The sequence below is a fragment of the Microbacterium sp. Leaf179 genome (assembly GCF_001423785.1).
GTDB lineage: Bacteria > Actinomycetota > Actinomycetes > Actinomycetales > Microbacteriaceae > Microbacterium.
Window position 1 is genome coordinate 312,662 of the sequence record NZ_LMPH01000002.1, and the last position, 23,290, is coordinate 335,951.

The following is a 23,290-nucleotide window of genomic DNA, read 5'->3' on the forward strand; positions in this document are numbered from 1 at the left end:
TCGGCATCGCGCCCGGTAAGCTGGACGACGAGGGCCTCTAGCTCAGTCGGTAGAGCATCGGACTTTTAATCCGCGGGTCGTGGGTTCGAGCCCCACGGGGCCCACCACGTCGTTGTTACTCGAAAAATCGCCCACAGCGATGTTACGAAACTCGCTGCCTCGGCCGCTGTTGTATCCCCGCCCCTGTCCCCAGGGGCGGTTTTCGTTGGAGCAGGACGACGGGGACGCGAGCCCGGAGCATCCATCGACCGTGATGAAGCCGTACCTGATGGGGATAGGGGTGGGTGGCGCTACCGCGGCATCGTGTGGATCCACCTGCAGGACGCGATGTGGCGCCGCACTCCCCGAGCCCGTTCAGAGGGAGCTCGCCGCGATGTGGACCGACTCCACGGACGACGAGCGCCCTACCCGAGCACCTCCACGCCGAACCCCGCCACCACGTCGCGCACCTCGGCGAGGTACCGCTGCGCCTGCTCGGTGAGGGGGATCGCGGTACGGCCGATCCAGCCGATCTCGATGTGCTCGTCGACGTCGAGGGGCACGGCGACGATCTCGGGGTCGAGGTCGTCGCTGATGATGCCGGTCGAGATCGTGTAGCCGTCGAGACCGATCATGAGGTTGAAGATCGTGGCGCGGTCCGAGACGCGGATCTCCTGGGCGCTCGACAGCGTCGAGAGGATCTCCTCGGCGAAGTAGAAGGAGTTGTTCGCCCCCTGGTCGAAGGTCAGGCGCGGCAGGGCGACGAGGTCGTCGAGGGTGGCGCGCGTGCGCCGGGCGAGCGGGTTGCGTCGCGAGACGAAGATGTGCGGCTCGGCGACGAACAGCGGGTGGAACGCGAGCCCCGAGTCGCGCAGCAGCTTGTCGAGCACGTTGCGATTGAAGTCGTTGCGGAACAGGATGCCGAGCTCGCTGCGGAGAGTACGGACGTCTTCGATGATGTCGAAGGTGCGGGTCTCGCGCAGCGAGAACTCGTACTCGGCCGCGTTCGTGCCCTTGACCATGCGCACGAACGCGTCGACCGCGAACGAGTAGTGCTGGGTCGAGACCCCGAGCAGGCGCCGCGAGGGCGGCCGGCCCAGGTACCGCTGCTCGAGCAGCTCCGCCTGCTCGACGACCTGCCGCGCGTAGCCGAGGAACTCCACGCCGTCGACGGTGAGGGTGACCCCGCGCGCGGAACGCGTGAGCAGATCGCGTCCCACCCGGTGCTCGAGGTCTTTCATCGCGGCCGACATGGTCGGCTGCGCGACGAACAGGATGTCGGCCGCGGCGGTGATCGATCCCTCGGCGGCGACCTCGATGAAGTACTGGAGCTGTTGCAGGGTGATGCCGCTCGTGCGCTTGGCCATAGCCCCAGGCTATAGGCGTGCATAGCTGAGCGGAATTACCCGATGACCGCGGCATCCGAGCACGATGGAATCACCGACATCCCCGAGGCCCGTGCCTCTCGGCCCCGATTGGCTTCTCATGGCGAACGACATCACGTTCAGCATCAGCACCACCCGTTTCGACGAGGACTACGCCCCGGCCGACACCTCGCGCGTCACGACGAACTTCGCCAACCTCGCGCGGGGAGAGCACCGGCAGCAGAACCTGCGCAACGCCCTCTCGATGATCGACCGCCGCTTCAACGACCTCGCGAGCGACGACAACCCCACCGGCGACCGGTACCGCGTCGAGCTCGACATCGTCTCGGTGCAGCTGCAGTTCACCGACGGTGCCGACGACGAGCACATCCCCGTGATCGAGGTGCTCGACGTGCACGTCGTCGACACCGTCACCGGCGAGCGCCATCGAGGGATCGTCGGAAACAACTTCTCGTCGTACCTGCGCGACTACGACTTCAGCGTGGTCCTGCCCGCGGCCAATGCGAGCGGCTCCGGGTTCACGGTGCCCGACGATTTCGGCATCCTGCACGGAAAGCTCTTCCAGCACTTCCTCGACTCCGACGCCTATCGCGAGCGCTTCCCCCAGTCGCCCGTGATCTGCATCAGCGTGTCGACGAGCCGTACCTACCGCCGTACGGGCGTGGTGCACCCCGTGCTGGGCATCGAGTACGAGCAGGACTCGTTCTCGATGACCGACGAATACTTCGCCAAGATGGGCCTGCAGGCGCGCTACTTCATGCCGCGGGGCAGCGTGGCGCCGTTCGCGTTCTACTTCCGCGGCGACCTGCTGGGCGACTACACCGACCTGCAGCTGATCGGCACCATCAGCACGATGGAGACCTTCCAGAAGATCTACCGCCCCGAGGTCTACAACGCCGTCACCCCCGCCGGCGCGGTCTACCGTCCGACGCTCGACCAGCCCGACTTCGTGCGCACCGGCATCGACTACGACCGCGAAGAGCGCAGCCAGCTCGCCGTCACGCAGGGGCGCTACGCCGAGGAGCACTTCGTGAAACCCCACCGCCTCGTTCTCGACCAGTGGGCCGCCGCCTACGCCGCCCCCGTCCGATGACCCGCGAAGGATCCACCCCCGTGCCCACCCTTCTTCCCACCTCCACCGTCGGCAGCCTTCCCAAGCCCGCGTGGCTCGCGAAGCCCGAGGTGCTGTGGTCGCCGTGGGAGCTCGAGGGCGAGATCCTCGTCGAGGGCAAGCACGACGCCCTGCGCTCCGCGGTGCAGGAGCAGGAGCGACGCGGGATCGACATCATCAGCGACGGCGAGCAGACGCGTCAGCACTTCGTCACGACGTTCATCGAGAACCTCGACGGCGTCGACTTCGAGAACCGCGAGACGGTCCGCATCCGTAACCGGTACGACGCGAGCGTTCCGACCGTGGTCGGCGCAGTGAGCCGCCGCGGCCCCGTGTTCGTCGACGACGCCGCTTTCCTGCGCACGCAGACCGATCAGCCGATCAAGTGGGCACTGCCGGGGCCCATGACGATGATCGACACGCTTTCCGACCGCTACTACGGCAGCCGCGAGAAGCTGGCGTGGGAGTTCGCGACCATCCTCAACCAGGAGGCGCGCGAGCTCGAAGCGGCGGGGGTCGACATCATCCAGTTCGACGAGCCCGCCTTCAACGTCTTCTTCGACGAGATGAAGGACTGGGGGATCGCCGCGCTCGAACGCGCAGCCGAAGGCCTGCGCGCCGAGACGGCCGTGCACATCTGCTACGGCTACGGCATCAAGGCCAACACCGACTGGAAGGCCACCCTCGGATCGGAGTGGCGGCAGTACGAGGAGTCGTTCCCGCTGTTGCAGCAGTCGTCGATCGACATCGTGTCGCTGGAGAGCCACCGCTCGAACGTGCCGATCGATCTCATCGAGTTGATCCGCGGCAAGAAGATCATGCTCGGGGCGCTGGATGTCGCCAGCGAGCGGATCGAGACCCCCGAAGAGGTCGCCGACACCCTGCGGCGCGCGCTGGAGTTCGTCGACGCCGACAAGCTCATCCCGAGCTCCAACTGCGGCATGGCTCCGCTACCGCGCGGTGTCGCCTTCGACAAGCTCAGCGCGCTGTCGGCCGGGGCGGCCCTGCTGCGCGACGAACTGTCCGGCACCGCCGCCTGAGTCCCGAACGGCGGATGCCACGCGGGCGGCGTGGGCGTGGCAGAGTCGGATCACACCGCTTTTCGTTCCGAGGAGAACCATGCCCATCGCCGCCGATGACCCCCGCCTGTCCTCCCCGTTCGAGGCGGCACCCACTCGCTACGACGACGTGCCCTTCGCCCGCGCCGGGGCCAGCGGCATCCCCCTTCCCCGCATCTCGCTCGGTCTGTGGCAGAACTTCGGCAGCGGGCGCACGCTCGACACCCAGCGCGAGATCCTGCGCCACGCGGTCGACCGCGGGGTCGTGCACATCGACCTCGCCAACAACTACGGCCCGCCCTACGGCGCCGCCGAGACCACCTTCGGCACGGTGCTCGACACCGACCTGCGCCGGTACCGCGACGAGCTGTTCGTCTCGACGAAGGCGGGCTACGACATGTGGCCCGGCCCGTACGGCGACGGCGGCTCGCGCAAGTACCTGATCCGCTCGCTCGAGCAGAGCCTCACGCGCATGCGCACCGACTACGTCGACGTCTTCTACTCGCACCGCGTCGACCCCGAGACCCCGATCGAAGAGACGGTCGGAGCGCTCGCCGACATCGTCCGCAGCGGCAAGGCGCTGTACGCGGGCATCTCGAACTACCCCGCCGACCTCACGCGGCGCGCGCACGAGCTGCTCGCCGCCGAGGGCGTGCGCCTGTTCATCCACCAGCCGCGATACTCGCTGTTCGACCGCACGCCCGAGGCCGAGCTGTTCCCGGTCCTGCGCGAACTCTCGGTCGGCAGCGCCGTCTTCTCGCCCCTCGCCCAGGGGCTGCTGACGGCCAAGTACCTCGACGGCACGGTGCCCGCCGACTCGCGCGCCGCCGACAGCCGCTTCCTCGACGAGTCCGCCCTGACCGACGACTACCTCCGCCGCATCCGCGGGATCGACGGCGTCGCGCGCGAGGCCGGCCTGTCGATCCCCCAGCTCGCCGTGGCGTGGGTGCTGCGCGACCCGGTGGTCACGACGGCGATCATCGGCGCCTCGCGCACGAGCCAGATCGACGACGCGGTCGCCGCGAGCAAGGTCACGCTGACCGACGACGTCATCGCCGCCCTCGAGCCGTTCGCCGCGGCCGTGGGCGGATCGCTGCGCTGACCCTCACCCACATCGGCGGGCGTTGCGCAACCGCCGCGGTATCCGGCATCCGTTCGCGTTGAGTGGGAACCCCACGACGCAGAACGAGGAGTGACCATGGGTGTCGGACGTTGGATCGGAACCGGAGCGGTGGGACTCGCGGGCGCTGTGCTCGCGCGGACGGCGATCGGTCGTGCCGCTGCGGCGGGGACCGTCGCCTACCGGGTCTGGAAGGACCCGAAGGTGCAGAAGATCCGCCGCAAGGTGCAGGCGAAGCTGCTCAAGCAGCGCAACGCGCGCTGAGAGCTCAGCGCCCCGGAAGGACTCCGAGCACGAGGCAGGCCACGCCCGCCACCGCGAGCACGGTCGCGTAGACCCACCGGTGATCCATATCGATCAGGTGCGAGTAGACGCGGTTCACCCGTGCCGCGGTGGTGGGGAAGTGGATCCACGCCGTGGCCAGCAGCACGAACGGCGCGGCGAGCGCCACGAGGAACACCGCGTAGGCCAGCCACCGCAGCAGGGGGTGGTCGCTGACGCCGTCGGCGATCCGCCCGGTCATGTACATGATCGGCAGCGTGGTGAATCCGATGACCGAGCAGCTGACGCCGAGCACGTAGTAGCTCCACGAGTGCGCGCGAGCCTGGACCGGTCGGCGCGCGGGGGAACGCACCGGAACGCGGAGCTTCCACCACGCCACCGCGACCGCACCGAGCAGGAACAGCGTCCCGGCGATCAGGTCTACCCGCCGGTCGAGCACCGCCTCGGTCGTGCTGCGCTCGGCCGCTGCGACGAACTCGGTGGGGTCGACGCTCTGCAGCAGCAGGTACAGGATCGTCGCCCCGGTCGCCAGGCCCCCGACCATCCACCCCATCCGCGCCGGGACGCGGGTGTTCTGGGCGAGCATGTCGGCGGTCGCCCCGTACAGAGCGGGGTTCAGCCCGAGGGTGAGTCCCAGACCGACCATCGTCGTCAGAGCCGCGGCCCAGCGGGCGAGTTCGTCCACGTCGCGGGTTCCTTTCGCACGAACGGATCCCGGATGCCGTGACCACGGGTCGTCACATCGTATCGACGCGCGATCCGTCGGCACCGCCCTGCCCACCGGCCGATGGGGCGCGGCGAGACGCCGTCCCGGCGGAACGGGCGCCGCTCACCGGGCGTCGAGCGGCAACGCCGACACGGGCTTGGTGACCCCGAACGCGAACGTCGTGTCGATCGAGGCCAGCGAGGGAATGGCGCGGAGGTGTTCGCGCAGCAGTCGCTCGTACGCGTCGAAGCTCGACGTGACGATGCGCACGAGGTAGTCCCAGTCTCCGGCGAGCAGGTGCGCCTCGACGATGTGCGGAATGGCGCGCAGGCGCTCCTCGACGGCGTCGACCGTCGCCCCCTCGTGCGAGGCGAGCCGCAGGCGCACGAACGCGGTGATGGGGAGGTCGACGGCGCGCGGCGAGACGACGGCGCGATAGCCCTCGATGATGCCCGCCTGCTCCAGCTGGCGCACACGCCGCAGACAGGGCGAGGGCGACAGCCCGACACGGTCGGCGAGCTCCTGGTTCGTCAGACGGGCGTCCTGCTGGAGCTCGCGCAGAATGAGGCAATCGATGCGGTCAGGCGAGTGCATACAGCAGATTCTGCCAATCCACGTCACTGTTCGGCAATATTCGCAATCGGCTGCGGCGCGGCGCTCCCTACCGTCGAGGGGTGACGACGTTCGCCCTCCCCCGCCCTTCTCTGCTGTCGCCCCGCGTCGCCGTCGGCACCGCCGCCCTCGCGGCGGTCGTGGCGCTGTGGTCGGCGTTCGCCCTGTCGACGCGCGCCCTCGACGGCGCGGCGCTGACGATGGCCGACGCCGCGGTCGTGCGTTTCGCCGTGCCCGGCCTGCTGCTCGTCCCGTGGATCCCGCGGACCCTCCGCATCCTGCGCACCGAACGCCCCGCCGTCGTCGCGCTCGTGCTGCTGGCCGGCCTTCCGCACTTCCTGATCTTCGCGTGGGGCGCGCACCTCACCTCGGCGGCGCTCACCGGACTGCTCGTGCCCGGTACCGTGCCGCTGTTCGTCGCCGTCCTGCTCTTCCTCCGCCATCGCACCGCCGTCTCGCGCCGACGCCTGCTCGCGCTCGGGGCCATCGTCGCGGGGATCGCCGTCGCCGCGGCCCTCACCGGCGACACCGCGAGCGTCGGCGGCGTCGCCGTGCTCGTGGGCGCGGGCTTCGTCTGGGCCGTCTACACGCTCGGTCTCGCCCGGACGCGGCTCGATCCGCTCGGTGTGATCGTCCTCGTCTCACTCAGCTCCACGCTCGCCGCCGTCGTACTCATCGCAACGGGCGCGATGCCCTCGCACCTGCTGGCCGGCACCGCCGACCTCGCGAGCCTGGGCACCTACGCCCTCGTGCAGGGCATCGGCACCGGACTGCTCTCGACCGCGTGCTACGTCGTCGCGGTGAAGAACCTCGGCAGCAGCATCACCGCGACAGCCGGAGCCCTGAGCCCGGTCCTCACCGCCCTCGTCGCGGTCCCGCTGTTGCACGAGCCGCTGACGGTGGGCCTCGCCGTGGCGCTCGCGCTGATCGTCACGGGAGTCGTCGTCTTCACCTCGGCGCCCCGACGCGCCGCTCGGCCGCTCGACGCGGCATCCGTTTCGCCCGCCGCTCCGAACAGAGTGTGAGGCGTAACCGCGCGTGCGTGGGGAGCAGGAACGAGGGATGCCATGTCGACCGACACCGCGGTGAAGAACTCCACCCCGACGAAGGCCCGGAAGCGGCACGCGTGGCCGTGGGCCGCGTTCGCCGGCATCGTGTCGGCGGCGGTCCTACTCGCCGTCGCCGAGCTGCTCGCCGCCCTCTTCGCGCGGTCGGCGAGCCCGATCCTCGCGGTCGGTTCCGTCATCGTCGACATCGTGCCCCGACCGCTCAAGGAGCTCGCGATCACGCTGTTCGGCGAGACCGACAAGATCGCCCTCCTGGCCGGCGTCGGACTCGGTGCCGCTGTCGCCGCGGCCATCGCCGGCATCCTGCAGTACCGCCTGCGCCCCGCCGGCGCCGTGGTGCTCGCCATCGGCGGCGTCCTCGCCACCGTCGCCATCCTCACCCGCACGGGAGCCGGCGCCCTCGCCTGGCTGCCCCCCGTGATCGGTACCGCCGCCGGCGTGTTCGTGCTGATGTTCTCGACCACCAAGCTGCGCCGCTGGATGACCGCTGCCGCGGCCGACGCCGACGCGCGCGGCACCGATCGACGCGGCTTCCTACTGTTCACCGGCCTCACCGCCGTGGGCGCGGTGGTCGTCGGCGTGGGTGCCCGCGTGCTCAACGCGACCAGCTCGTCGGTGGCCGCCGCGCGCGACGCCCTGCGCCTGCCCACGGCCCGCACCACCGTCACCGTCCCCGAGGGCGCGAACTGGGAGCTCCCGGGCCTCAGCCCGATCATCACGCCCAACGCCGACTTCTACCGCGTCGACACCGCCCTGACCGTTCCGAACGTCGACCCGACCACCTGGCGCCTGTCGATCGAGGGGATGGTGGACACACCGATCGAGCTCAGCTTCGACGACCTGGTCAACATGGGTCTCGATGAGTACGGCGTGACCCTGACCTGCGTGTCGAACGAGGTCGGCGGCGGTCTGGTCGGCAATGCCATCTGGACCGGCGTGCCGATCCGCGACATCCTGCGGATGGCGGGGGTGCAGTCCGGGGCCGACATGGTGCTCTCCGAAAGTGTCGACGGGTACACGGCATCCACTCCCCTGGGCTCGCTGACCGACGACAACCTGGATGCCATCTTCGCCGTCGCCATGAACGGAGAACCCCTCCCGTTCGAACACGGCTTCCCCGTGCGCATGGTCGTCCCGGGTCTCTACGGCTACGTGTCGGCGACGAAGTGGGTCACCAAGCTCACCGTCACCCGTTTCGACCAGGTCGAGGCCTACTGGACCCCGCGCGGTTACTCGGCCGAAGCCCCCATCAAGATGTCGTCGCGGGTGGACACCCCGAAGATCGGTACGCCGGTCACCGCCGGTGCGATCACCGTGGCCGGTATGGCGTGGGCGCAGCCGATCGGCGTCGCCACGGTCGAGGTGAGCATCGACAACGGCGAGTGGCAGCCGACCACCCTGTCGACGCCCATCAACGATCAGTCGTGGGTGCAGTGGAAGTACGACTGGACCGCCGAGAAGGGCACGCACTACATCGCCGTGCGGGCGACGGACAAGCAGGGCAACGTGCAGATCGAGGACGCGGCCCCCATCGCGCCGAACGGCTCCAGCGGATGGCAGCGCACCCTCGTCACCGTGTCGTGACGGTTTCGGAGGCGTAATGATCTTGTCAATCTCTGTCGCGGGGTCGCCGCGTCGGGGATGATCGGAGAATGCCTTCAGCAAGCATCCCGAGCCGCTTCTGCGTGCGCCGATGAGCACCGCAGAGAGCGAGCCTCCGATGACAGACGCCCACCTTCCTTCTTCTGCGCGGCCGACTCCTCTGCCCATCCGACGCTCCATGCCGGCGGACTGGGACGGTCAGGTCGACCTCTTCGCCATCGTCAAGCTCGACAGCGGCGGATTCGTGCGGGGGTGGAACCTCGGCGCCGAACTGATCAAGGGGTACAGCGAAGCCGAGATCGTCGGGTCGCACTTCTCGACCTTCTACCGGGAAGAAGACCGGCGTCGTGGCGTCCCCGACCAATTGCTCGCCGCCGCCCAGCGCGACGGGCACGTCGAAGACACCGGCTGGCGCGTGCGGCAGGACGGCAGTGAGTTCTGGGCCCGCGTGACGATCTCGGCGATCCGCAACGATCAGGGCCAGGTGCTCGGTTTCGTGAAGATCGTGCGCGACCTCACCACCGAGAAGCAGGAGGTCGACCATCGCGACGCGCTGCAGCGCACGTTCGCGCACGACCTACTCTCGCCCGTGACCGCTCTGCGCGGCTATCTCGATCTCATCGGCGAGGAGCTCGAGCCGGATCATCGACTGCTGCGTCTCGCCGGCGAGGCGAGCGACCACCTCATCGCCATGGCCCAGGCGCTGCTCGTCGACTCGACCACGACGGCGGATCGCGGTCGCCGCCGCGCGACGCTCGACCTCATCACCCGCGGTGCGGTCGCTCTCGTTCTTCCCGGACCCGCGCCCGCCCGGGTGCAGTTCGGGCATGTCGACGCCGTTCCGGTGCTGGGAGACGTCCTGGGGCTCCGTCGCGCCGTCGCCAACGTGCTCGAGAACGCCGCCAAGTACTCCGACGACGTCATCGAGATCGACCTGTTCGAGACCGACGAGGGTGCAGCCGTCCGCGTGCGCGATCACGGCCGGGGCATCCACCCCGACGACCTGGCGACGATCACGACCGAGGGCCAGCGCGGCCGCTACGCAGACGCGAGCGACGGAGGAAGCGGCATCGGCCTCGCCAGCGTCCGCCAGATCGTGTCGGCGCACGGAGGGACGCTGCGCATCGCGAGCGACCCGGGCGAGGGGACGAGCGTGACCATCACGATCCCCCGCGCCGACGACGTCATCGCCGAGAGCGCGTGAGCTCTGCGCCGGCCGCCTCGATCTCGGCCAGCGCCGCGGCGCTCGAGGTCGGGTGCACGCCGGCGATCAAGTCGGTCAGCACGCGCACCGAACGCCCCGCGGCGATCGCGTCGAGAGCCGACGCCCGCACGCAGTAGTCCGTCGCGATGCCGACGAGATCGATGTGCCGGATGCCGTGCGCCTCGAGGATGCCCGCGGCCGTCTGGCCGTCGTCGGATACGCCCTCGAAGAGCGAGTAGGCGGGCTTTCCCTGCCCCTTCTTGAGGTGGTGGGTCACCCGCGCGGTGTCGAACACCTCGTCGTAGTCCGCCCCGTACGTGCCGCCGACGCAGTGCACCGGCCAGGTGTCGACGAAATCGGGGGTGGCCGAGAAGTGCCCCCCGTTGTCGTCGTCGCCGTGGTGCCAGTCGCGCGAGGCGACGACGACCGCGTAGTCGGCCGCGTGGGCCTCGAGGTGGCGCGAGATGCGTTCCGCGACCGCATCGCCGCCCTCGACGCCCAGCGCTCCGCGCTCGGTGAAGTCGTTCTGGACATCGACGATGAACAGGGCCCGGGTCATGCGTCGAGCCTACGCGCGTCGACATCGGCCCGGCCGAGTTTCGACGGCCACCAGATGCGGCGCCCCAGGTCGTAGGCCAGCGCGGGAACGAGCAGGGAACGCACGACGAAGGTGTCGAGCAGCACCCCGAACGCGACGATGAACGCGATCTGCGCGAGGAACAGGATCGGGATGACGCCCAGGGCGGCGAAGGTCGCCGCCAGCACCAGGCCGGCCGAGGTGATCACGCCGCCCGTCGCGACCAGCCCCCGCAGGATGCCGGGACGGGTGCCGTGCACGAGGGACTCCTCGCGCACCCGCGACATCAAGAAGATGTTGTAGTCGACGCCGAGGGCGACGAGGAACACGAATCCGTACAGCGGAACCGACGGGTCGGCACCGGGGAACCCGAACACGCCGTCGAAGACGAGGGCGCTCACGCCGAGCGCCGCGCCGAACGACACGATGACGGTCCCGATCAGGATGAGCGGCGCGACGATCGAGCGCAGCAGCGCCATGAGGATGAGCAGGATGACGACGAGCACGATGGGGATGATCAGGGTGCGGTCGCGGATCGAGGTGTCGACCGAGTCGATGTCGGTCGCCGTCACGCCGCCCACCAGCGCCGTCCCCTCGCCGAGCTCGGTGGTCAGGTCGGCGCGCAATGACCTCACCGTGTCGTCGGCGGCCGGGGAGTCGGCGGTATCGGACAGCGTCGCGGCCAGCAGCACGTCACCGTCGGAGACGGTGGGCGCGGGCGCGGGCGTTCCCGGTGCACCGAAAGCGGTGGTCTGCAGGGCACCGTCGCTCACCGACACGGGTGCCTGTCCGCCGGGGGCGTCGGCGGCGAGGACGCCCACGCTGTCGATGCCGGCGGTGCGCTCGAGCACCGTGACGGCGTCGGCCGCCCGGCCCTCGGGCACCAGCACGTAGGCGGGGCTGCCCGATCCGCCCGGGAAGTGCTCGGCCAGGGCCGCCTGCCCGTCGCGCGCCTCGGAGGCGCCGAGCACGAGGTCGCTGGCGGGAACGCCGTCGGCGCGCAGCTGGGTCACCCCCACGCAGGCGGCGAGGAGCACCAGGGTGCACACGATCCACACGGGGCGTGCGCGGCGTGCGACGAACCGCGCCTGTCGCGGCCACACGCCCTTCGCGGGCGCGGTGAGGTCGGCGGGCAGGGCCGCAGCTCCCGGCTTCGGCAGGAAGGGCCAGAACGCGGCGCGGCCGCAGAGGGCGAGCAGCGCCGGCAAGAAGGTCAGAGCAGACAGCACGGCGAACGCGATGCCGATCGAGGCGATGGGCCCGAGCGCTCGGTTGGTGGCGAGGTCGGAGAGCAGCAGGCACAGAAGGCCCGCGATGACCGTTCCGCCCGAGGCCAGGATGGGCTCGACCGCTCCCTTCCAGGCCCGGATCGTGGCATCCCACCTCTTCTCGCCCTCACCGATCGCCTCACGGAATCGGGCGACGTACAACAGGGCGTAGTCGGTGGCCGCGCCGATGACGAGGATGAAGAGGATCCCCTGCACCTGCCCGTTCAGCACCACGATCCCCGCGAACGCGAGCCACCACACGGTCAGCAGCGCCACGCACAGCGCGAACACCGACGTCAGCAGCACGAGCAGCGGCAGCAGCGGCGAGCGGTAGACCACCACGAGGATGACGAACACCGCGCCGAGCGCGACGATCAGCAGCAGCCCGTCGATGCCGAGGAAACCCTTCACCAGGTCGGCGGTGAACCCCGCGGGTCCCGTCACCCACGCCTCGACCCCGGCGGGGACGTCGGCCGAGACGCGCTCCCGCACCTGCTCGACGACCTCGCGCACCTCGCCGGAGCTGTCGATCGGCACGAAGATCTGCGCGGCCGTGGCGTCGTCGGACACGAGCGGTACCGACGCCTCGCCCGCGACGCCGTCGATCGAGGCCACCTCGGTCGCGAGGGTCTGCAGTGCACTCAGCTGCACGTCGGTGAGCGCGCTGCCGTCGTCGGTGGCCGCGACCACGAGCGCCGGGATCGTGTCGCCCCCGGTGAAGTCGGTGAGTCGCTCGCTGACCTCGGTCGCGTCCGCCGACTGCGGCAGGAACGACGACTGGTCGTTCGTGGCCACCTGGTCGACCTTGCCGAAGAAGGGACCGCCGATCGAGCCGCCCACCACCCAGAGCAGCACGAGCAGACTCGGGATGCCGATGCGCAGCCACCGCGACACCGTGGGCGCGGAGCGGCGTCGGCGGTCGCCTCGCGACGAGGCGGGGTCGCCGGAAGCGCGGCGTCGAGACGGGGTGGGCGCAGGAGAACCGGACATATCGCTAGCTTATCTAGCAATATGTCCCTCGCGTCAAGTCCTACCCCTGCACGAAGAGCAGCACGATCGAAGCGACGAACGACACCGCTCCGAGCCCCAGCACTCCGGCCGCGAGCAACGAGACGAATCGCACCGACGGCGACGACCGCGTCAACCGCATGCGGTGCGCCGAGCCCCGCCGGTAGAAGATGTCGGCCATGTCCGCGTCGCCGAGGCGGGCGTCGTCGTGCGGCGCCAGAGGGGCTTCGTTGACACCGCCGCCCTCGTCGAACCACCGCACCACTCGTCCGCCCTCGGCGTGCTCGACCACGGCACGCGTGGGCACCCAGGTGCCGTCGGCGAGCACCAGGACGACCGCGACGAACGCGAGCAGAATGCCCCCGCCGAGCCCCACCCACGTGAAGATCTCGATGAGGGCGTCGAGCGCGTTCGACACGGGGGCTCCTGCGGTCAGCGGGCGGATGATCGCCGCCGCACGGCACGGGACGAAACGGATCCCAGCCTATCGGGCGGGCTCCCCCGCCCCCGCAGCTCCGCGCTCGAGACGCCGCCGCGTCCACACTTGCGTCAGCCCGAGGAGCACGGGTACACCGCGGGTCGCTCCGAGGTTCGTCTCGCCGACGAACCAAAAGACCCCCACCCGATATGCGGGTGAGGGTCTGGTGGAGCCGCCTAAGGGAATCGAACCCTTGACCTATTCATTACGAGTGAATCGCTCTGCCGTCTGAGCTAAGGCGGCATGTGCGCGCTGTCGCGTGCACGATCATCGATTCTACATGCTCCGGCGGGGTCTGAGGTACGCGCGCCGGGGTGGGATCAGTAGTCTCCGGTCGCCGAACGGTCGGCGAGGATGTCGCGGCTCGACGACAGGCCCAGGCGGGTCGCGCCCGCGGCGATCATCTCTTCGGCCGCCGCACGGGTGCGGACGCCTCCGGATGCCTTGACCTCGGCGCGATCGCCGACGGTGCGCTTCATCAACTCGACGGCGTGCACGCTGGCCCCGCCGGCGGGGTGGAAACCTGTGGAGGTCTTCACGAAGTCGGCGTCGGCGGCGACCGCGACCTCGCACACCGCGACGATGGCCTCGTCGGACAGCGCGGCCGACTCGATGATGACCTTCAGTACGGTCGGGGCCGGAGCGGCAAGTCGCACCGCGCGGATCTCGGCCTCGACGACGTCGTAGCGCCCCTCGATCGCTGCGCCGACGTCGATGACCATGTCGATCTCGTCGGCGCCCTGCGCCACCGACAGGGCGGCCTCGGCGGCCTTGACCTCGGCGTGGTGCTTGCCGCTGGGGAAGCCGCAGACGACAGCGACCTTGAGTCCCGCGGGCACCTCGACGGGCAGGAACGACGGCGACAGGCAGACGCTGTAGGTGCCGAGCTCGGCGGCCTCGGCGATGATGCGCTCGACGTCGGCGCGCGTGGCCTCGGGCTTGAGCAGGGTGTGGTCGATGTACGACGCCAGGTCGGCGGTGGGCGCGGTCATGGGGGTCTCCTCGGGGTGTGACGGATCCAGCCTAGGCGCGGGCGCCGGCGGTGGGTTCGGGGTCATTCGCAGCGCAGGCCCTCGGCCGGCACCGTGCCGTCGACCAGGTAGTCGTCGACGGCGCCGTTCACGCAATCGTTGCCCTTGTTGTAGGCGAGGTGTCCCTCGCCGACGTAGGTCACCAGCACGCCCTGCGACAGCTGGTCGGCCAGGCTCTGCGCCTCGGCGTACGGGGTCGCGGGATCGCCGGTCGTTCCGAGCACTACGATCGGCGGCGAGCCGGGCGCGGTGATGGCCGCACGCGTTCCCGTCGGCGGGGCGGTCCACGCGTCGCAGGGATCGGGTCCCACCCAGTACGGCGCCACGACCGGGGCCTTCTGCTCGAGCTCGGCCAGCAGCGCGTCGCTGTCGGCCTCGCTCTCGGCGGGGTAGTCGACGCAGTTGTACGCGCGCAGCGCCTGCATCGTGTTGTCGGTGTAGACGCCGTCGGTGCGACCGTTGTAGAAGTCGGCGAGCTGGAACGCCACCGACGCGTCGCCGTTCTGCGCCCCGCTCAGAGCGGCACGCAGGTAGGGCCAGTTCTGGTCGCTGTACAGCGCGGCGATGATCGCGGTCATGAGCGAATCCGCTCCGAGCTGACGACCGTCACCCGCCGTGATCGGTCGCGCGTCCACCCGCTCGAGCAGCGACGACAGATCGGCCATCGCGTCGTCGACCGAGCCCGTGAACGGGCAGTCCGACTTCGTCACGCAGTCGGCCATGAACGCCCGCAGCGCGTTCTCGAAACCGACCGCCTGAGCGATCCCGCTCGCGCTGGCCGGGAGGCTCGGGTCGATGCCCCCATCGAGCACCATGCGCCCGACGCGCTCGGGGAACAGACCGGCGTAGGTCGTGCCCAGCAGCGAGCCGTACGAGAACCCGAGGTAGTTCAGCTTCGCGTCGCCGAGCACGCCGCGCAGAAGGTCCATGTCGCGCGCGGCGTTCTCGGTCGAGACGTAGGGCAAGATACCGGCGCTGTTGCTCTCGCACGCCTGGGCGAAGTCGACCTGCCGCTGCTCGAGGGCGGCGTTGCGCTCGTCGCTGCCGCGCGCTCCGGGCGGGATGTCGTACAGGTAGGCGTCCATGCCCGCGGCGTCGTAGCACGTCACCGGCGACGACTGACCCACTCCGCGCGGGTCGAACCCGATGACGTCGTACGCGCTCGTGAGCGTCTCGTCGGCGACGAGCGAGAGCGAGTCTCGCACCGTGTCGACGCCGCTGACCCCCGGCCCACCGGGGTTGGTCAACAGGGAGCCGAGGGGCTCGCCCGACGTCGCCCGGTGGCGGATGACGGCCAGCTGCAGGTCACCGGCCGAAGGGTCGGCGTAGTCGCGGGGGGCGGTGACGGTCGTGCAGTCGAACCCGGCGCTCCCGCAGTCTTCCCACGCGAGCGTCTGACCGTAATACGGCAGGAGTGCCGCGTCGACGCCCTCGGTCTGCGGAGCGAGCGAGCGCCCCCCGTCGGGTGCCATCGGCGGGATCTGGGCGTAGAGGCACCCGGACAGGGCCAGGGCGACCCCGGCCACGCCGGCGATCACGGCGGCCAGACGACGGCGCGCGCTCACGGGGCGGAACCATTCGCGACGGTGATCATGAGACTCTCCAATGCCAAGAGGGGCGCCGCGTTCTGCTCGAGGTGCGAGCGGGTGTCGGAAATGCGGTCGAGCACGCCGAGGGTACGGGTCGGCGTCCACTCGGCCGCGAGCGAACGCAGGTCGTCGAGGCGCTCGCTGTTGACCAGGTCGCCCTCGCGGCCGTACTGGATCATCACGACGTCGCGGAACAGGGACTGCAGGTCGGTGAGCACGCGGTCGATGCCGTCGCGCAGGCTGCGGGTGGCGCGCCGCTTCTGGTCGTCTTCGAGCGCGTTGACCTGGCCGCGGACCGACGGCGGCACCGCGGCCCCCTCGGCGATGCCGAAGGTGCGCAGCAGCGCACGCCGTTCTTCTTCGTCGCGGGTGGCGGTGAGGGCCTTCGCGTCGTCGGTGGCCAGGCGCACGATGCGTCCCGCCACCTCGACGGCGTCGCCGATGCCGCGCACCGCGAGGACCGCAGCCAGGGTCTCGGCACGACGGGCGCGGGCGTCGTCGTCGGTGGCGAGGCGCTGGGCCATGCCGATGTGGCGCTGCGCGTGGCGCGCGGACTCCTCGGCGATGTCTGGGGCGACACCCGTGCGTTCGACGATGAGGGCGGCGACGTCGGTGACCGAGGGCTCTCGCAGGCGCAGGAGTCGGACGCGGGAGCGGATGGTCGGCAGAAGGTCGGCATCGCTCGGGGCGCACAGCACCCACACGGTCTTCTCGGGGGGCTCCTCAAGGGCCTTCAGCAGCACGTTGGACGTGCGTTCGGCCATGCGATCGGCGTCTTCGACGACGATCACCCGGTGCCGCCCGAGCGAGGGTGCGAACGACGACCGCTCCACCAGACGGCGGGCCTCGTCGATGCGGATGACGACCTGCTCGGTGCGCAGCGCGGTGAGGTCGGGATGGGTGCGGGCCAGCACCTGCTGCTGCGCCCGCTCGTCGCCCGGCTCGGCGATGAGCGCCGCCGCGAACGCGTACGCGAGGGTCGAGCGCCCCGACCCGGGAGGGCCCGTGATCAACCAGGCGTGGGCGAGGGCGGCAGGGTCGGATGCCGCGGCGCGCAGGGTTTTGACCGCATCGTCTTGCCCCCACACGGCGTCCCACGGGAACGGCGCAGCCGCGGCGGGCGTGGACGGCGAGTCGAGGGCGACGGACATGGGCTCCAGCCTAACCGTGGGCTCCGACAGCGTTCCCTGGCTCGTACCGGCGAGCTCGAGGACGAGCTCGCCGACGGGCGACGGACGTCGATACCGCCGGGGTACCGCGGTCGAGGACGCGTCAGCGCAGCCGCGTCGTCACGGCGTCGCGCACGTGCGCGGCCAGAACCTCGGGCGCCTCGGTCGCATCGAGCACGAGGAAACGCTCCGGCTCACGTCGTGCGAGAGCCAGGAAGCCGTCGCGCACGCGGGCGTGGAACTCGTTCTTCTCGGCTTCGAGGCGGTCGAAGGGCTTGTCGTCGGCATCGAGGCGCGCTCGCGCGGCGGTCGGGTCGAGGTCGAGCAGCACCGTGAGGTCGGGCAGCAGCCCGTCGGTTGCCCAGAGGGACAGCGCCCGCACGTCGTCGGCGTCGAGGACGCGGCCCGCCCCCTGATACGCCACGGAGGAGTCGAGGTACCGATCCTGGATGACGACGTCGCCGCGTGCGATGGCCGGCTGCACGACCGTCTCGACGTGGTGCGCGCGGTCGGCGGCGTACAGCAGAGCCTCTGCGCGGGCGTTGATGTGCCCCCGGTGGTGCAGCACGATGTCGCGAATTCTCACGCCCACCTCGGTGCCGCCCGGTTCGCGCGTGCGCACCACGTCGCGACCGTTGGAGCGCACCCACTGCTCGAGCAGCGACGCCTGGGTGGTCTTTCCCGCCCCGTCGCCGCCCTCGAAGGTGACGAAGAGGCCGGGGCCCCCGGCCGCCGCCGCGCGCGGGGCGTGCAGCGGCCGGGTGTCCTCGATGGTCACGACTGCGTCGCCGGCGCCTTGCGCGTGGTCGTGGCCTTCGGCGCGGCCGTCTTGCTGGCTGCCGCCGTCTTGCCGGCGGTCGTCTTGCTGGCCGCCGTCTTGGCCGCGGTCGTCTTGGCCGCCGCGGTCTTGGCTGCCGTGGTCTTGGCCGCCGTCGTCTTGGCCGCCGCGGTCTTGGCAGCGGTCGTCTTGCTGGCCCCCGTCTTCGTCGCCGTCGTCTTGCGTGCCGGAGCCTTCTTGGGCGCGGGACCCTTGGCGCGCTTGTCGGCGATGAGCTCGACGGCGCGCTCGAAGGTGACGGCCATGGCGTCCTCACCGCGCGGGACCGTGGCGTTGGTCTCGCCATCGGTCACGTACGGTCCGAAGCGGCCGTCCTTGAGCTTGATCGCCTTGCCGCTGACCGGATCGGCGTCGAACTCCTTCAGGGCGCTCGACGCACGGCGTGCGCCGTACTTCGGTTCGGCGTACTTGGCGATCGCCTCGTCGAGCGTGATCTCGAAGATCTGCTTCTCATCGTCGAGCGACCGCGAGTCGGTGCCCTTCTTGAGGTACGGCCCGAACCGCCCGTTCTGCGCGGTGATCTCGGCACCGGTCTCGGGGTCGGCGCCGACGACGCGCGGAAGCGACAGCAGCTGCAGGGCGGTGTCGAGGTCGATCGTATCGACCGACATCGAGCGGAAGAGCGAGGCCGTGCGGGGCTTGGGCGCGACCTCTTTCTTCACGCCGCGCTTCTTCGGCTGCTCGACGACCTCGCCGGTGGCCTGGTCGACCTCGTCGGGCTCTTCGGCATCCACTTCTTGCACGTACGGACCGAAGCGGCCATCTTTCACGACGACGAGCTTGCCGTTCTCGGCGTTCTCGCCGAGCACGCGGTCCCCCGCGACCGGGGCGTCGATGAGCTCCTGGGCCTTCTCGGGCGTGAGCTCGTCGGGCGCGAGGTCTTCGGGGATGTTGACGATGCGGGGCTTCGCCTCGGCGTCGGCCCCGGGCTCGGTGATCTCGAGGTACGGACCGTACTTGCCGAAGCGCAGGGTGGCCGTGTCGGTGATGCGGGTCGAGTTGAGCTCGCGGGCATCGATCTCGCCGAGGTTGTCGACGATGTGCCGCAGGCCCACCTGCTTGTCGGAACCGAAGTAGAACGACTTCAGCCACTCCGTGCGACGCTGCTCTCCGCGGGCGATCGCGTCGAGGTCGTCTTCGAGGGCAGCCGTGAAGTCGTAGTCGACGAGATCGGCGAAGTGCTCTTCGAGCAGGCGCACGACGCTGAAGGCCAGCCAGCTGGGCACCAGGGCCTGTCCGCGCTTGGAGACGTAGCCGCGATCGAGGATGACGCCGATGATGCTGGCGAACGTCGACGGGCGGCCGATGCCCTTCTCTTCGAGCGCTTTCACGAGGCTGGCCTCGGTGTAGCGCGGCTTGGGCGAGGTGCTGTGCCCCTTGGGCTCCACGTCGCTGACGGTGAGTTCGTCGCCCGCCGCGACCGCGGGCAGGGACTGGTCCTCGTCGTCGTCGCGCCCGTTGCGCTTCTCGTCGTTGCCCTCTTCATAGGCCTCGAGGAAGCCCTTGAAGGTGTAGACGGTTCCGGATGCCGTGAACTCCGCGACCTGCTCGCCCGCGGCGACGGTGAGGGTGACCGTGGTGGTCTCGTACTTGGCATCGGCCATCTGGCTGGCGACCGTGCGCTTCCAGATGAGGTCGTACAGCTTCTGCTCGTCGCGGTCGAGCGACGACGCGAGCGACGCGGGCGTGCGGAAGGTCTCGCCCGAGGGGCGGACGGCCTCGTGCGCCTCTTGCGCGTTCTTGGACTTGCTCTTGTAGACGCGCGGGTTGGCGGGGACGGCCTTGTCGCCGTACAGCGAGACGGCCTGTGCGCGCGCCGCCGAGATGGCCTGCCCCGAGAGGGCGACCGAGTCGGTGCGCATGTAAGTAATGAAGCCCTTCTCGTACAGACGCTGCGCGACCCCCATGGCGTGCTTGGCGCTCATCGAGAGCTTGCGACCGGCCTCCTGCTGCAGGGTGGAGGTCGTGAAGGGGGCGCGGGGGCTGCGCGTGCCGGGCTTGGCCTCGACCTTGGCCACCGTCGCGCGGCCGGCGGCGGTGATGGCCGCGGCGAGTGCGCGGGCCTTCGCCTCGTCGAGCACCACGACGGCCTTCTTGAGATTTCCGTTGTCGTCGTAGTCGCTTCCGCGGGCGATGGGAGCACCGTCGAGACGGGCGAGGCGAGTGGTGAACGAAGAACCGGTCTGCGACGCGAGCGCTTCGACGTCCCAGTACGACGCCGACACGAACGCCATGCGCTCGCGCTCGCGTTCGACGACCATGCGGGTCGCGGCGGACTGCACGCGGCCGGCGCTGAGCGCCGTGCCCTCGCGGCCGGATCCCACCTTGCGCCAGAGCACGGGCGAGACGTCCCAGCCGTACAGGCGGTCGAGCACGCGACGGGTCTCCTGCGCGTCGACCAGCGACACGTCGAGTTCGCGAGTGTTCTCGGCGGCTTCGCGGATGGCGTCCTTCGTGATCTCGTGGAAGATCATGCGACGCACGGGGACCTTGGGCTTGAGAACCTCGAGCAGGTGCCACGCGATGGCTTCGCCTTCGCGGTCACCATCAGTGGCGAGCAAGACTTCGTCGGCCGTCTTCAGCGCGCGCTTGAGCTCGGCCACCGTCTTGGTCTTGCGGTCGTTGACCACGTAGAACGGGTCGAAGTCGTTCTCGACGTCGATGGAGTACTTGCCGTACGCCGCCTTCTTGTCGGCCGGGATCTCTTTCTTCGACGCGAGATCGCGGATGTGACCGACCGAGCTGAGCACCTCGTAGTCGTCGCCGAGGTATCCCTGGATCGACTTCATCTTCGTCGGGGACTCGACGATGACGAGCTTCTTGCCGTTTGCCACTGGGGTCCTTTCGTCGATGCACACCATACACACGCCTGCCTGGCGGGGTTCCGGGAGGACTCATGGGCTCGGGACATCGGGTGGTCCGGCCCGCGCGCGCACATCGAATGGAATCCCACCGTACGCCCCAGCGACGGTGACGGTGGCGACCAGGCCGTCGACATCGCACTCCTGCAGGCTCGCACCCCCCTGCTCGGCGACGACCGTCGCCGCCTCACAGGGCACCCCCGTCACCGCCCCGCTCACCGTGTCGGCCGCGGCGAGGGCGGCGGCATCCGCGATCCCCGACAGCCGTTGCACCTGCACCACGGCGCCGAGAGCGAGTCCGAGAGCGACGGTGGCGCCCGCCACGACCGCGGTGACGCCGACCACCGCGACCGTTCCCGCCATCAGCGCCCTCCGTCGAGGGCGCAGGCCCGTGTGGTCACGGGCGCGAGCGGGAGCGTCGACGCGATCGGGGCGGAAGCCGTGACGCAGACGAGGCCGTCGACGCGTTCGACCGACGCGCTGCCCCCGACGCCGTCGACGACGGCGAGCCCGCCGCCGTCTCCCCGCCCGAGTAGTCGCGCGGCCTCGGTGGCGCTGTGCTGCAGCCGGACGGCCGTGGCGACCGAGCCGAGCGCCCCCACCCCCAGCGCCAGCACGACGATCAGCGCGGGTAGCGCGACGGCGAACTCCGCGGTCACGGCACCGCGCTCGTCGAGCCGCGGCCATCGACGCTCGGCCCGGCGAACCGCGGACATCACTGCACCGTCAGCGCACGACGAACGAGATCGGTGAGGATCCCGCGCACTTCGTCGCTGCGCATGATGACGACGAGCAGCCCGGCGAAGGCGACGGCGGCGACTGTTGTGTATTTGAAGCATACTTGCTCGCATGACTCCGAGGAAGACCACCCCGCGCGCCGCGATCTACGTGCGGCAGAGCGTCGCCGAGCCTGAGGGCATCCAGCGACAACTCGCGGCGTGCCGAGCGCTCGCCGAGTCGCGCGACTACGTGGTCGTCGCCGTCTACGAGGACGACAACGTGTCCGGATACAAGGCGCGCGGCGAGGGCACGGCCTTCGGGCGGATGCTCGACGACGCGCGTGCGGGGCGCTTCGATGTGCTCATCGTGCGAAAGCTCGACCGCCTGGGGCGTTCCCTCTCGGCCCTCGAATCACTCACGGCCGCCCGCGTCAACACCGTCACGACGGACGGAGCGCTTGACCTCGCGTCACCCTCGGGCCGCCTCGTCGCGAACGTGCTGACGTCCGTCTCGCGCGCGGAGAGCGAGATTAAGGCCGAGCGCCGGGTCTTCGCGAACGCCGACCGTCGCACGAAGGGCGTGCCTACGTCGGGGCGCGTGCCCTACGGCTACCAGTGGGTTCCGACATCGGAGCGCGGCGACGGCGACGCTTACATCACCGACCCTTCGCGCGCGGGCGACGTGCTCGCGGTCTTCGATGACTTCTTAGCCGGCGTGCCGCTCGGGTCCATCGCGCGCGAGCTGAACGCGAAGGGGCGGCGCACGGTCCCGACGAAGCGGCACCCCGAGGGCGTGCCGTTCACGCCGACGACGCTCCGACGCATGCTCATGTCGCCGTACTACGCCGCGCTCCTGCCGCTGCCTGCGGAGGATGGAGCGCAGCAACCGTACGACCAGCGCTCGATCAGCCGTGAGACGTGTGTGCCGGGCCGCTGGCAGGCGATCGTGAGCGTCGAGGCGTGGGAGGAGGCAAGGGCACGGCTTGAGCACCCCGAGCGAAAGACGTCGCCGGGACCGTCGCGCAAGTGGCTCCTCTCTGGCCTCGCCGTGTGCGGTACCGAGGGATGCGGCCTACCGATTCGGGCGGGCGGCGGCGAAGCGGGCATCCACTCCTACCGTTGCGCGTCCATGGCTCACTTCATGCGACGCGGTGACCCGCTCGACGACTTCGTGCAGCGCGTCGTGATCGCCCGTCTCTCGCGACCGGATGCCGCCGATCTCCTTGAAGATCGCGAGCGCCACGACGTCGAGGAGATACGCGCGGAGCGGCGGCGGCTCGAGACGGCGATCCGGCAGGCTGGTGACGACGAGATGGACGGCCTCATCGACAGGGCGGAGCGCGTGCGCCTCATCCGTCGCGCGAATGGGCGTGTTGCCGAGCTCGACGAGAAGCTTCGCGCCGGCGTCGACACGTCGGCGCTCGCCGACATCGTCACTGCCGAAGACGTCGGCGCGGCGTGGCACGCCCTCAGCCTCGGAAAGAAGCGCGGCGTCCTCGAGGCTCTCGCGACCGTCGTCGTCTTCTCCGTGGGTCAGGGCAACCGGCGACGGATGAGCGACGAGGCTATGGCACGCACGGTCCGCTTCGACTGGCACCGCTGACGCGGTAACCCTTACGCTCGCCC

The 23,290-nt window shown here is 70.2% G+C and carries 21 protein-coding genes, 2 tRNA genes and 1 pseudogene; 9 read left to right on the forward strand and 15 right to left on the reverse strand.

The features are described from left to right. The first annotated feature begins 31 nt into the window (after positions 1-31). A tRNA-Lys gene (locus ASF96_RS08975) sits at positions 32-107 on the forward strand. 297 nt (positions 108-404) lie between these two features. On the opposite strand, the gene ASF96_RS08980 is transcribed toward ASF96_RS08975, so the two are convergent. After that, the gene (locus ASF96_RS08980; protein ID WP_055838351.1) at positions 405-1,346 is read right to left on the reverse strand and encodes a LysR family transcriptional regulator; all 942 of its coding nucleotides are present in this window, start codon (positions 1,344-1,346) and stop codon (positions 405-407) included. A 118-nt stretch (positions 1,347-1,464) separates the two neighbouring features. On the opposite strand from ASF96_RS08980, the gene ASF96_RS08985 reads away from it, so the two are divergent. From ASF96_RS08985 to ASF96_RS09000, 4 genes are all read left to right on the forward strand, one after another. Continuing rightward, positions 1,465-2,457, forward strand: coding sequence for a putative oxygenase MesX (locus ASF96_RS08985; protein WP_055938259.1), 993 nt, complete (start codon positions 1,465-1,467; stop codon positions 2,455-2,457). 20 nt (positions 2,458-2,477) lie between these two features. Continuing rightward, the gene (locus ASF96_RS08990; RefSeq protein WP_055938262.1) at positions 2,478-3,515 is read left to right on the forward strand and encodes a methionine synthase; all 1,038 of its coding nucleotides are present in this window, start codon (positions 2,478-2,480) and stop codon (positions 3,513-3,515) included. Between the two features lie 79 nt (positions 3,516-3,594). Beyond that, positions 3,595-4,635, forward strand: a complete 1,041-nt coding sequence (locus tag ASF96_RS08995; protein WP_055938265.1) for an aldo/keto reductase — start codon at positions 3,595-3,597, stop codon at positions 4,633-4,635. Between the two features lie 96 nt (positions 4,636-4,731). After that, complete coding sequence (locus ASF96_RS09000) at positions 4,732-4,917, forward strand: hypothetical protein (RefSeq protein WP_070409513.1); 186 nt, start codon at positions 4,732-4,734, stop codon at positions 4,915-4,917. A gap of 4 nt (positions 4,918-4,921) precedes the next feature. Here the strand turns inward: ASF96_RS09000 and ASF96_RS09005 are convergent, their stop codons facing one another. Both ASF96_RS09005 and ASF96_RS09010 read right to left on the reverse strand, forming a co-directional pair. After that, entirely contained in the window at positions 4,922-5,620 is a 699-nt protein-coding gene (locus tag ASF96_RS09005; protein ID WP_055938268.1) for a hypothetical protein, read from the reverse strand. A gap of 144 nt (positions 5,621-5,764) precedes the next feature. Continuing rightward, entirely contained in the window at positions 5,765-6,235 is a 471-nt protein-coding gene (locus ASF96_RS09010; protein ID WP_055938271.1) for an Lrp/AsnC family transcriptional regulator, read from the reverse strand. A gap of 80 nt (positions 6,236-6,315) precedes the next feature. Here ASF96_RS09010 and ASF96_RS09015 point away from each other — a divergent pair, with 80 nt between their 5' ends. The 3 genes from ASF96_RS09015 (at position 6,316) to ASF96_RS09025 (ending at position 10,126) form a co-directional block, all read left to right on the forward strand. Further along, positions 6,316-7,278, forward strand: coding sequence for a DMT family transporter (locus tag ASF96_RS09015; RefSeq protein ID WP_055938274.1), 963 nt, complete (start codon positions 6,316-6,318; stop codon positions 7,276-7,278). A 42-nt stretch (positions 7,279-7,320) separates the two neighbouring features. Beyond that, positions 7,321-8,904: a molybdopterin-dependent oxidoreductase gene (locus ASF96_RS09020; protein ID WP_055938277.1), complete on the forward strand. Its 1,584-nt coding sequence runs from the start codon at positions 7,321-7,323 to the stop codon at positions 8,902-8,904. Positions 8,905-9,040: 136 nt separating this feature from the next. Further along, positions 9,041-10,126 (forward strand): PAS domain-containing sensor histidine kinase, encoded by a 1,086-nt coding sequence (locus tag ASF96_RS09025; protein ID WP_200934091.1) that lies wholly within the window; start codon positions 9,041-9,043, stop codon positions 10,124-10,126. On the opposite strand, the gene ASF96_RS09030 is transcribed toward ASF96_RS09025, so the two are convergent. The 12 genes and pseudogenes from ASF96_RS09030 to ASF96_RS16900 all read right to left on the reverse strand — a co-directional run. Further along, the gene (locus ASF96_RS09030; RefSeq protein WP_055838382.1) at positions 10,107-10,685 is read right to left on the reverse strand and encodes an isochorismatase family protein; all 579 of its coding nucleotides are present in this window, start codon (positions 10,683-10,685) and stop codon (positions 10,107-10,109) included. The genes ASF96_RS09025 and ASF96_RS09030 overlap by 20 nt on opposite strands. Continuing rightward, the gene (locus tag ASF96_RS09035) at positions 10,682-12,961 is read right to left on the reverse strand and encodes an MMPL family transporter (RefSeq protein ID WP_082509510.1); all 2,280 of its coding nucleotides are present in this window, start codon (positions 12,959-12,961) and stop codon (positions 10,682-10,684) included. The genes ASF96_RS09030 and ASF96_RS09035 overlap by 4 nt, the downstream gene beginning before the upstream one ends. 40 nt (positions 12,962-13,001) lie before the next feature. Beyond that, positions 13,002-13,397 (reverse strand): hypothetical protein, encoded by a 396-nt coding sequence (locus ASF96_RS09040; RefSeq protein ID WP_055938287.1) that lies wholly within the window; start codon positions 13,395-13,397, stop codon positions 13,002-13,004. A 227-nt stretch (positions 13,398-13,624) separates the two neighbouring features. Then, positions 13,625-13,700: transfer RNA gene (locus ASF96_RS09045), tRNA-Thr, on the reverse strand. A gap of 77 nt (positions 13,701-13,777) precedes the next feature. Further along, a complete protein-coding gene (deoC, locus tag ASF96_RS09050) occupies positions 13,778-14,449 on the reverse strand; it encodes a deoxyribose-phosphate aldolase (protein ID WP_055838391.1) in 672 nt (223 codons plus the stop codon). A 62-nt stretch (positions 14,450-14,511) separates the two neighbouring features. Continuing rightward, positions 14,512-16,053, reverse strand: coding sequence for an alpha/beta hydrolase (locus ASF96_RS09055; RefSeq protein WP_055938290.1), 1,542 nt, complete (start codon positions 16,051-16,053; stop codon positions 14,512-14,514). After that, positions 16,050-17,228 (reverse strand): DNA polymerase III subunit delta', encoded by a 1,179-nt coding sequence (locus ASF96_RS09060; RefSeq protein WP_055938293.1) that lies wholly within the window; start codon positions 17,226-17,228, stop codon positions 16,050-16,052. The genes ASF96_RS09055 and ASF96_RS09060 overlap by 4 nt, the downstream gene beginning before the upstream one ends. A 121-nt stretch (positions 17,229-17,349) precedes the next feature. Then, the gene (gene tmk, locus ASF96_RS09065) at positions 17,350-18,024 is read right to left on the reverse strand and encodes a dTMP kinase (protein WP_082509512.1); all 675 of its coding nucleotides are present in this window, start codon (positions 18,022-18,024) and stop codon (positions 17,350-17,352) included. Next, positions 18,021-20,918, reverse strand: coding sequence for a type I DNA topoisomerase (gene topA / locus ASF96_RS09070; protein WP_055938296.1), 2,898 nt, complete (start codon positions 20,916-20,918; stop codon positions 18,021-18,023). Before topA ends, tmk begins: the two co-directional genes overlap by 4 nt. 60 nt (positions 20,919-20,978) lie before the next feature. Further along, on the reverse strand, positions 20,979-21,308 hold the full coding sequence (locus ASF96_RS09075; RefSeq protein ID WP_055838404.1) for an Rv3654c family TadE-like protein: 330 nt from the start codon (positions 21,306-21,308) through the stop codon (positions 20,979-20,981). Beyond that, complete coding sequence (locus ASF96_RS09080) at positions 21,308-21,661, reverse strand: TadE family type IV pilus minor pilin (RefSeq protein ID WP_055838407.1); 354 nt, start codon at positions 21,659-21,661, stop codon at positions 21,308-21,310. Before ASF96_RS09080 ends, ASF96_RS09075 begins: the two co-directional genes overlap by 1 nt. Further along, a pseudogene (locus ASF96_RS16900) lies at positions 21,661-21,768 on the reverse strand (DUF4244 domain-containing protein); the annotation flags it as partial. The gene ASF96_RS09080 and the pseudogene ASF96_RS16900, both read right to left, overlap by 1 nt. A 26-nt stretch (positions 21,769-21,794) precedes the next feature. On the opposite strand from ASF96_RS16900, the gene ASF96_RS09085 reads away from it, so the two are divergent. Next, positions 21,795-23,267: a recombinase family protein gene (locus ASF96_RS09085; protein WP_055938299.1), complete on the forward strand. Its 1,473-nt coding sequence runs from the start codon at positions 21,795-21,797 to the stop codon at positions 23,265-23,267. Positions 23,268-23,290 lie beyond the last annotated feature (23 nt).

What these genes read in the sequence shown, in the direction of transcription:
- ASF96_RS08980 (WP_055838351.1), bottom strand. Translation starts at nt 1,346, where the DNA reads ATGGCCAAGCGCACGAGCGGCATCACCCTGCAACAGCTCCAGTACTTC.
- ASF96_RS08985 (WP_055938259.1), top strand. Translation starts at nt 1,465, where the DNA reads ATGGCGAACGACATCACGTTCAGCATCAGCACCACCCGTTTCGACGAG.
- ASF96_RS08995 (WP_055938265.1), top strand. Translation starts at nt 3,595, where the DNA reads ATGCCCATCGCCGCCGATGACCCCCGCCTGTCCTCCCCGTTCGAGGCG.
- ASF96_RS09000 (WP_070409513.1), top strand. Translation starts at nt 4,732, where the DNA reads ATGGGTGTCGGACGTTGGATCGGAACCGGAGCGGTGGGACTCGCGGGC.
- ASF96_RS09010 (WP_055938271.1), bottom strand. Translation starts at nt 6,235, where the DNA reads ATGCACTCGCCTGACCGCATCGATTGCCTCATTCTGCGCGAGCTCCAG.
- ASF96_RS09020 (WP_055938277.1), top strand. Translation starts at nt 7,321, where the DNA reads ATGTCGACCGACACCGCGGTGAAGAACTCCACCCCGACGAAGGCCCGG.
- ASF96_RS09025 (WP_200934091.1), top strand. Translation starts at nt 9,041, where the DNA reads ATGACAGACGCCCACCTTCCTTCTTCTGCGCGGCCGACTCCTCTGCCC.
- ASF96_RS09030 (WP_055838382.1), bottom strand. Translation starts at nt 10,685, where the DNA reads ATGACCCGGGCCCTGTTCATCGTCGATGTCCAGAACGACTTCACCGAG.
- ASF96_RS09035 (WP_082509510.1), bottom strand. Translation starts at nt 12,961, where the DNA reads ATGTCCGGTTCTCCTGCGCCCACCCCGTCTCGACGCCGCGCTTCCGGC.
- deoC (WP_055838391.1), bottom strand. Translation starts at nt 14,449, where the DNA reads ATGACCGCGCCCACCGCCGACCTGGCGTCGTACATCGACCACACCCTG.
- ASF96_RS09060 (WP_055938293.1), bottom strand. Translation starts at nt 17,228, where the DNA reads ATGTCCGTCGCCCTCGACTCGCCGTCCACGCCCGCCGCGGCTGCGCCG.
- ASF96_RS09075 (WP_055838404.1), bottom strand. Translation starts at nt 21,308, where the DNA reads ATGGCGGGAACGGTCGCGGTGGTCGGCGTCACCGCGGTCGTGGCGGGC.
- ASF96_RS09080 (WP_055838407.1), bottom strand. Translation starts at nt 21,661, where the DNA reads ATGTCCGCGGTTCGCCGGGCCGAGCGTCGATGGCCGCGGCTCGACGAG.
- ASF96_RS09085 (WP_055938299.1), top strand. Translation starts at nt 21,795, where the DNA reads ATGACTCCGAGGAAGACCACCCCGCGCGCCGCGATCTACGTGCGGCAG.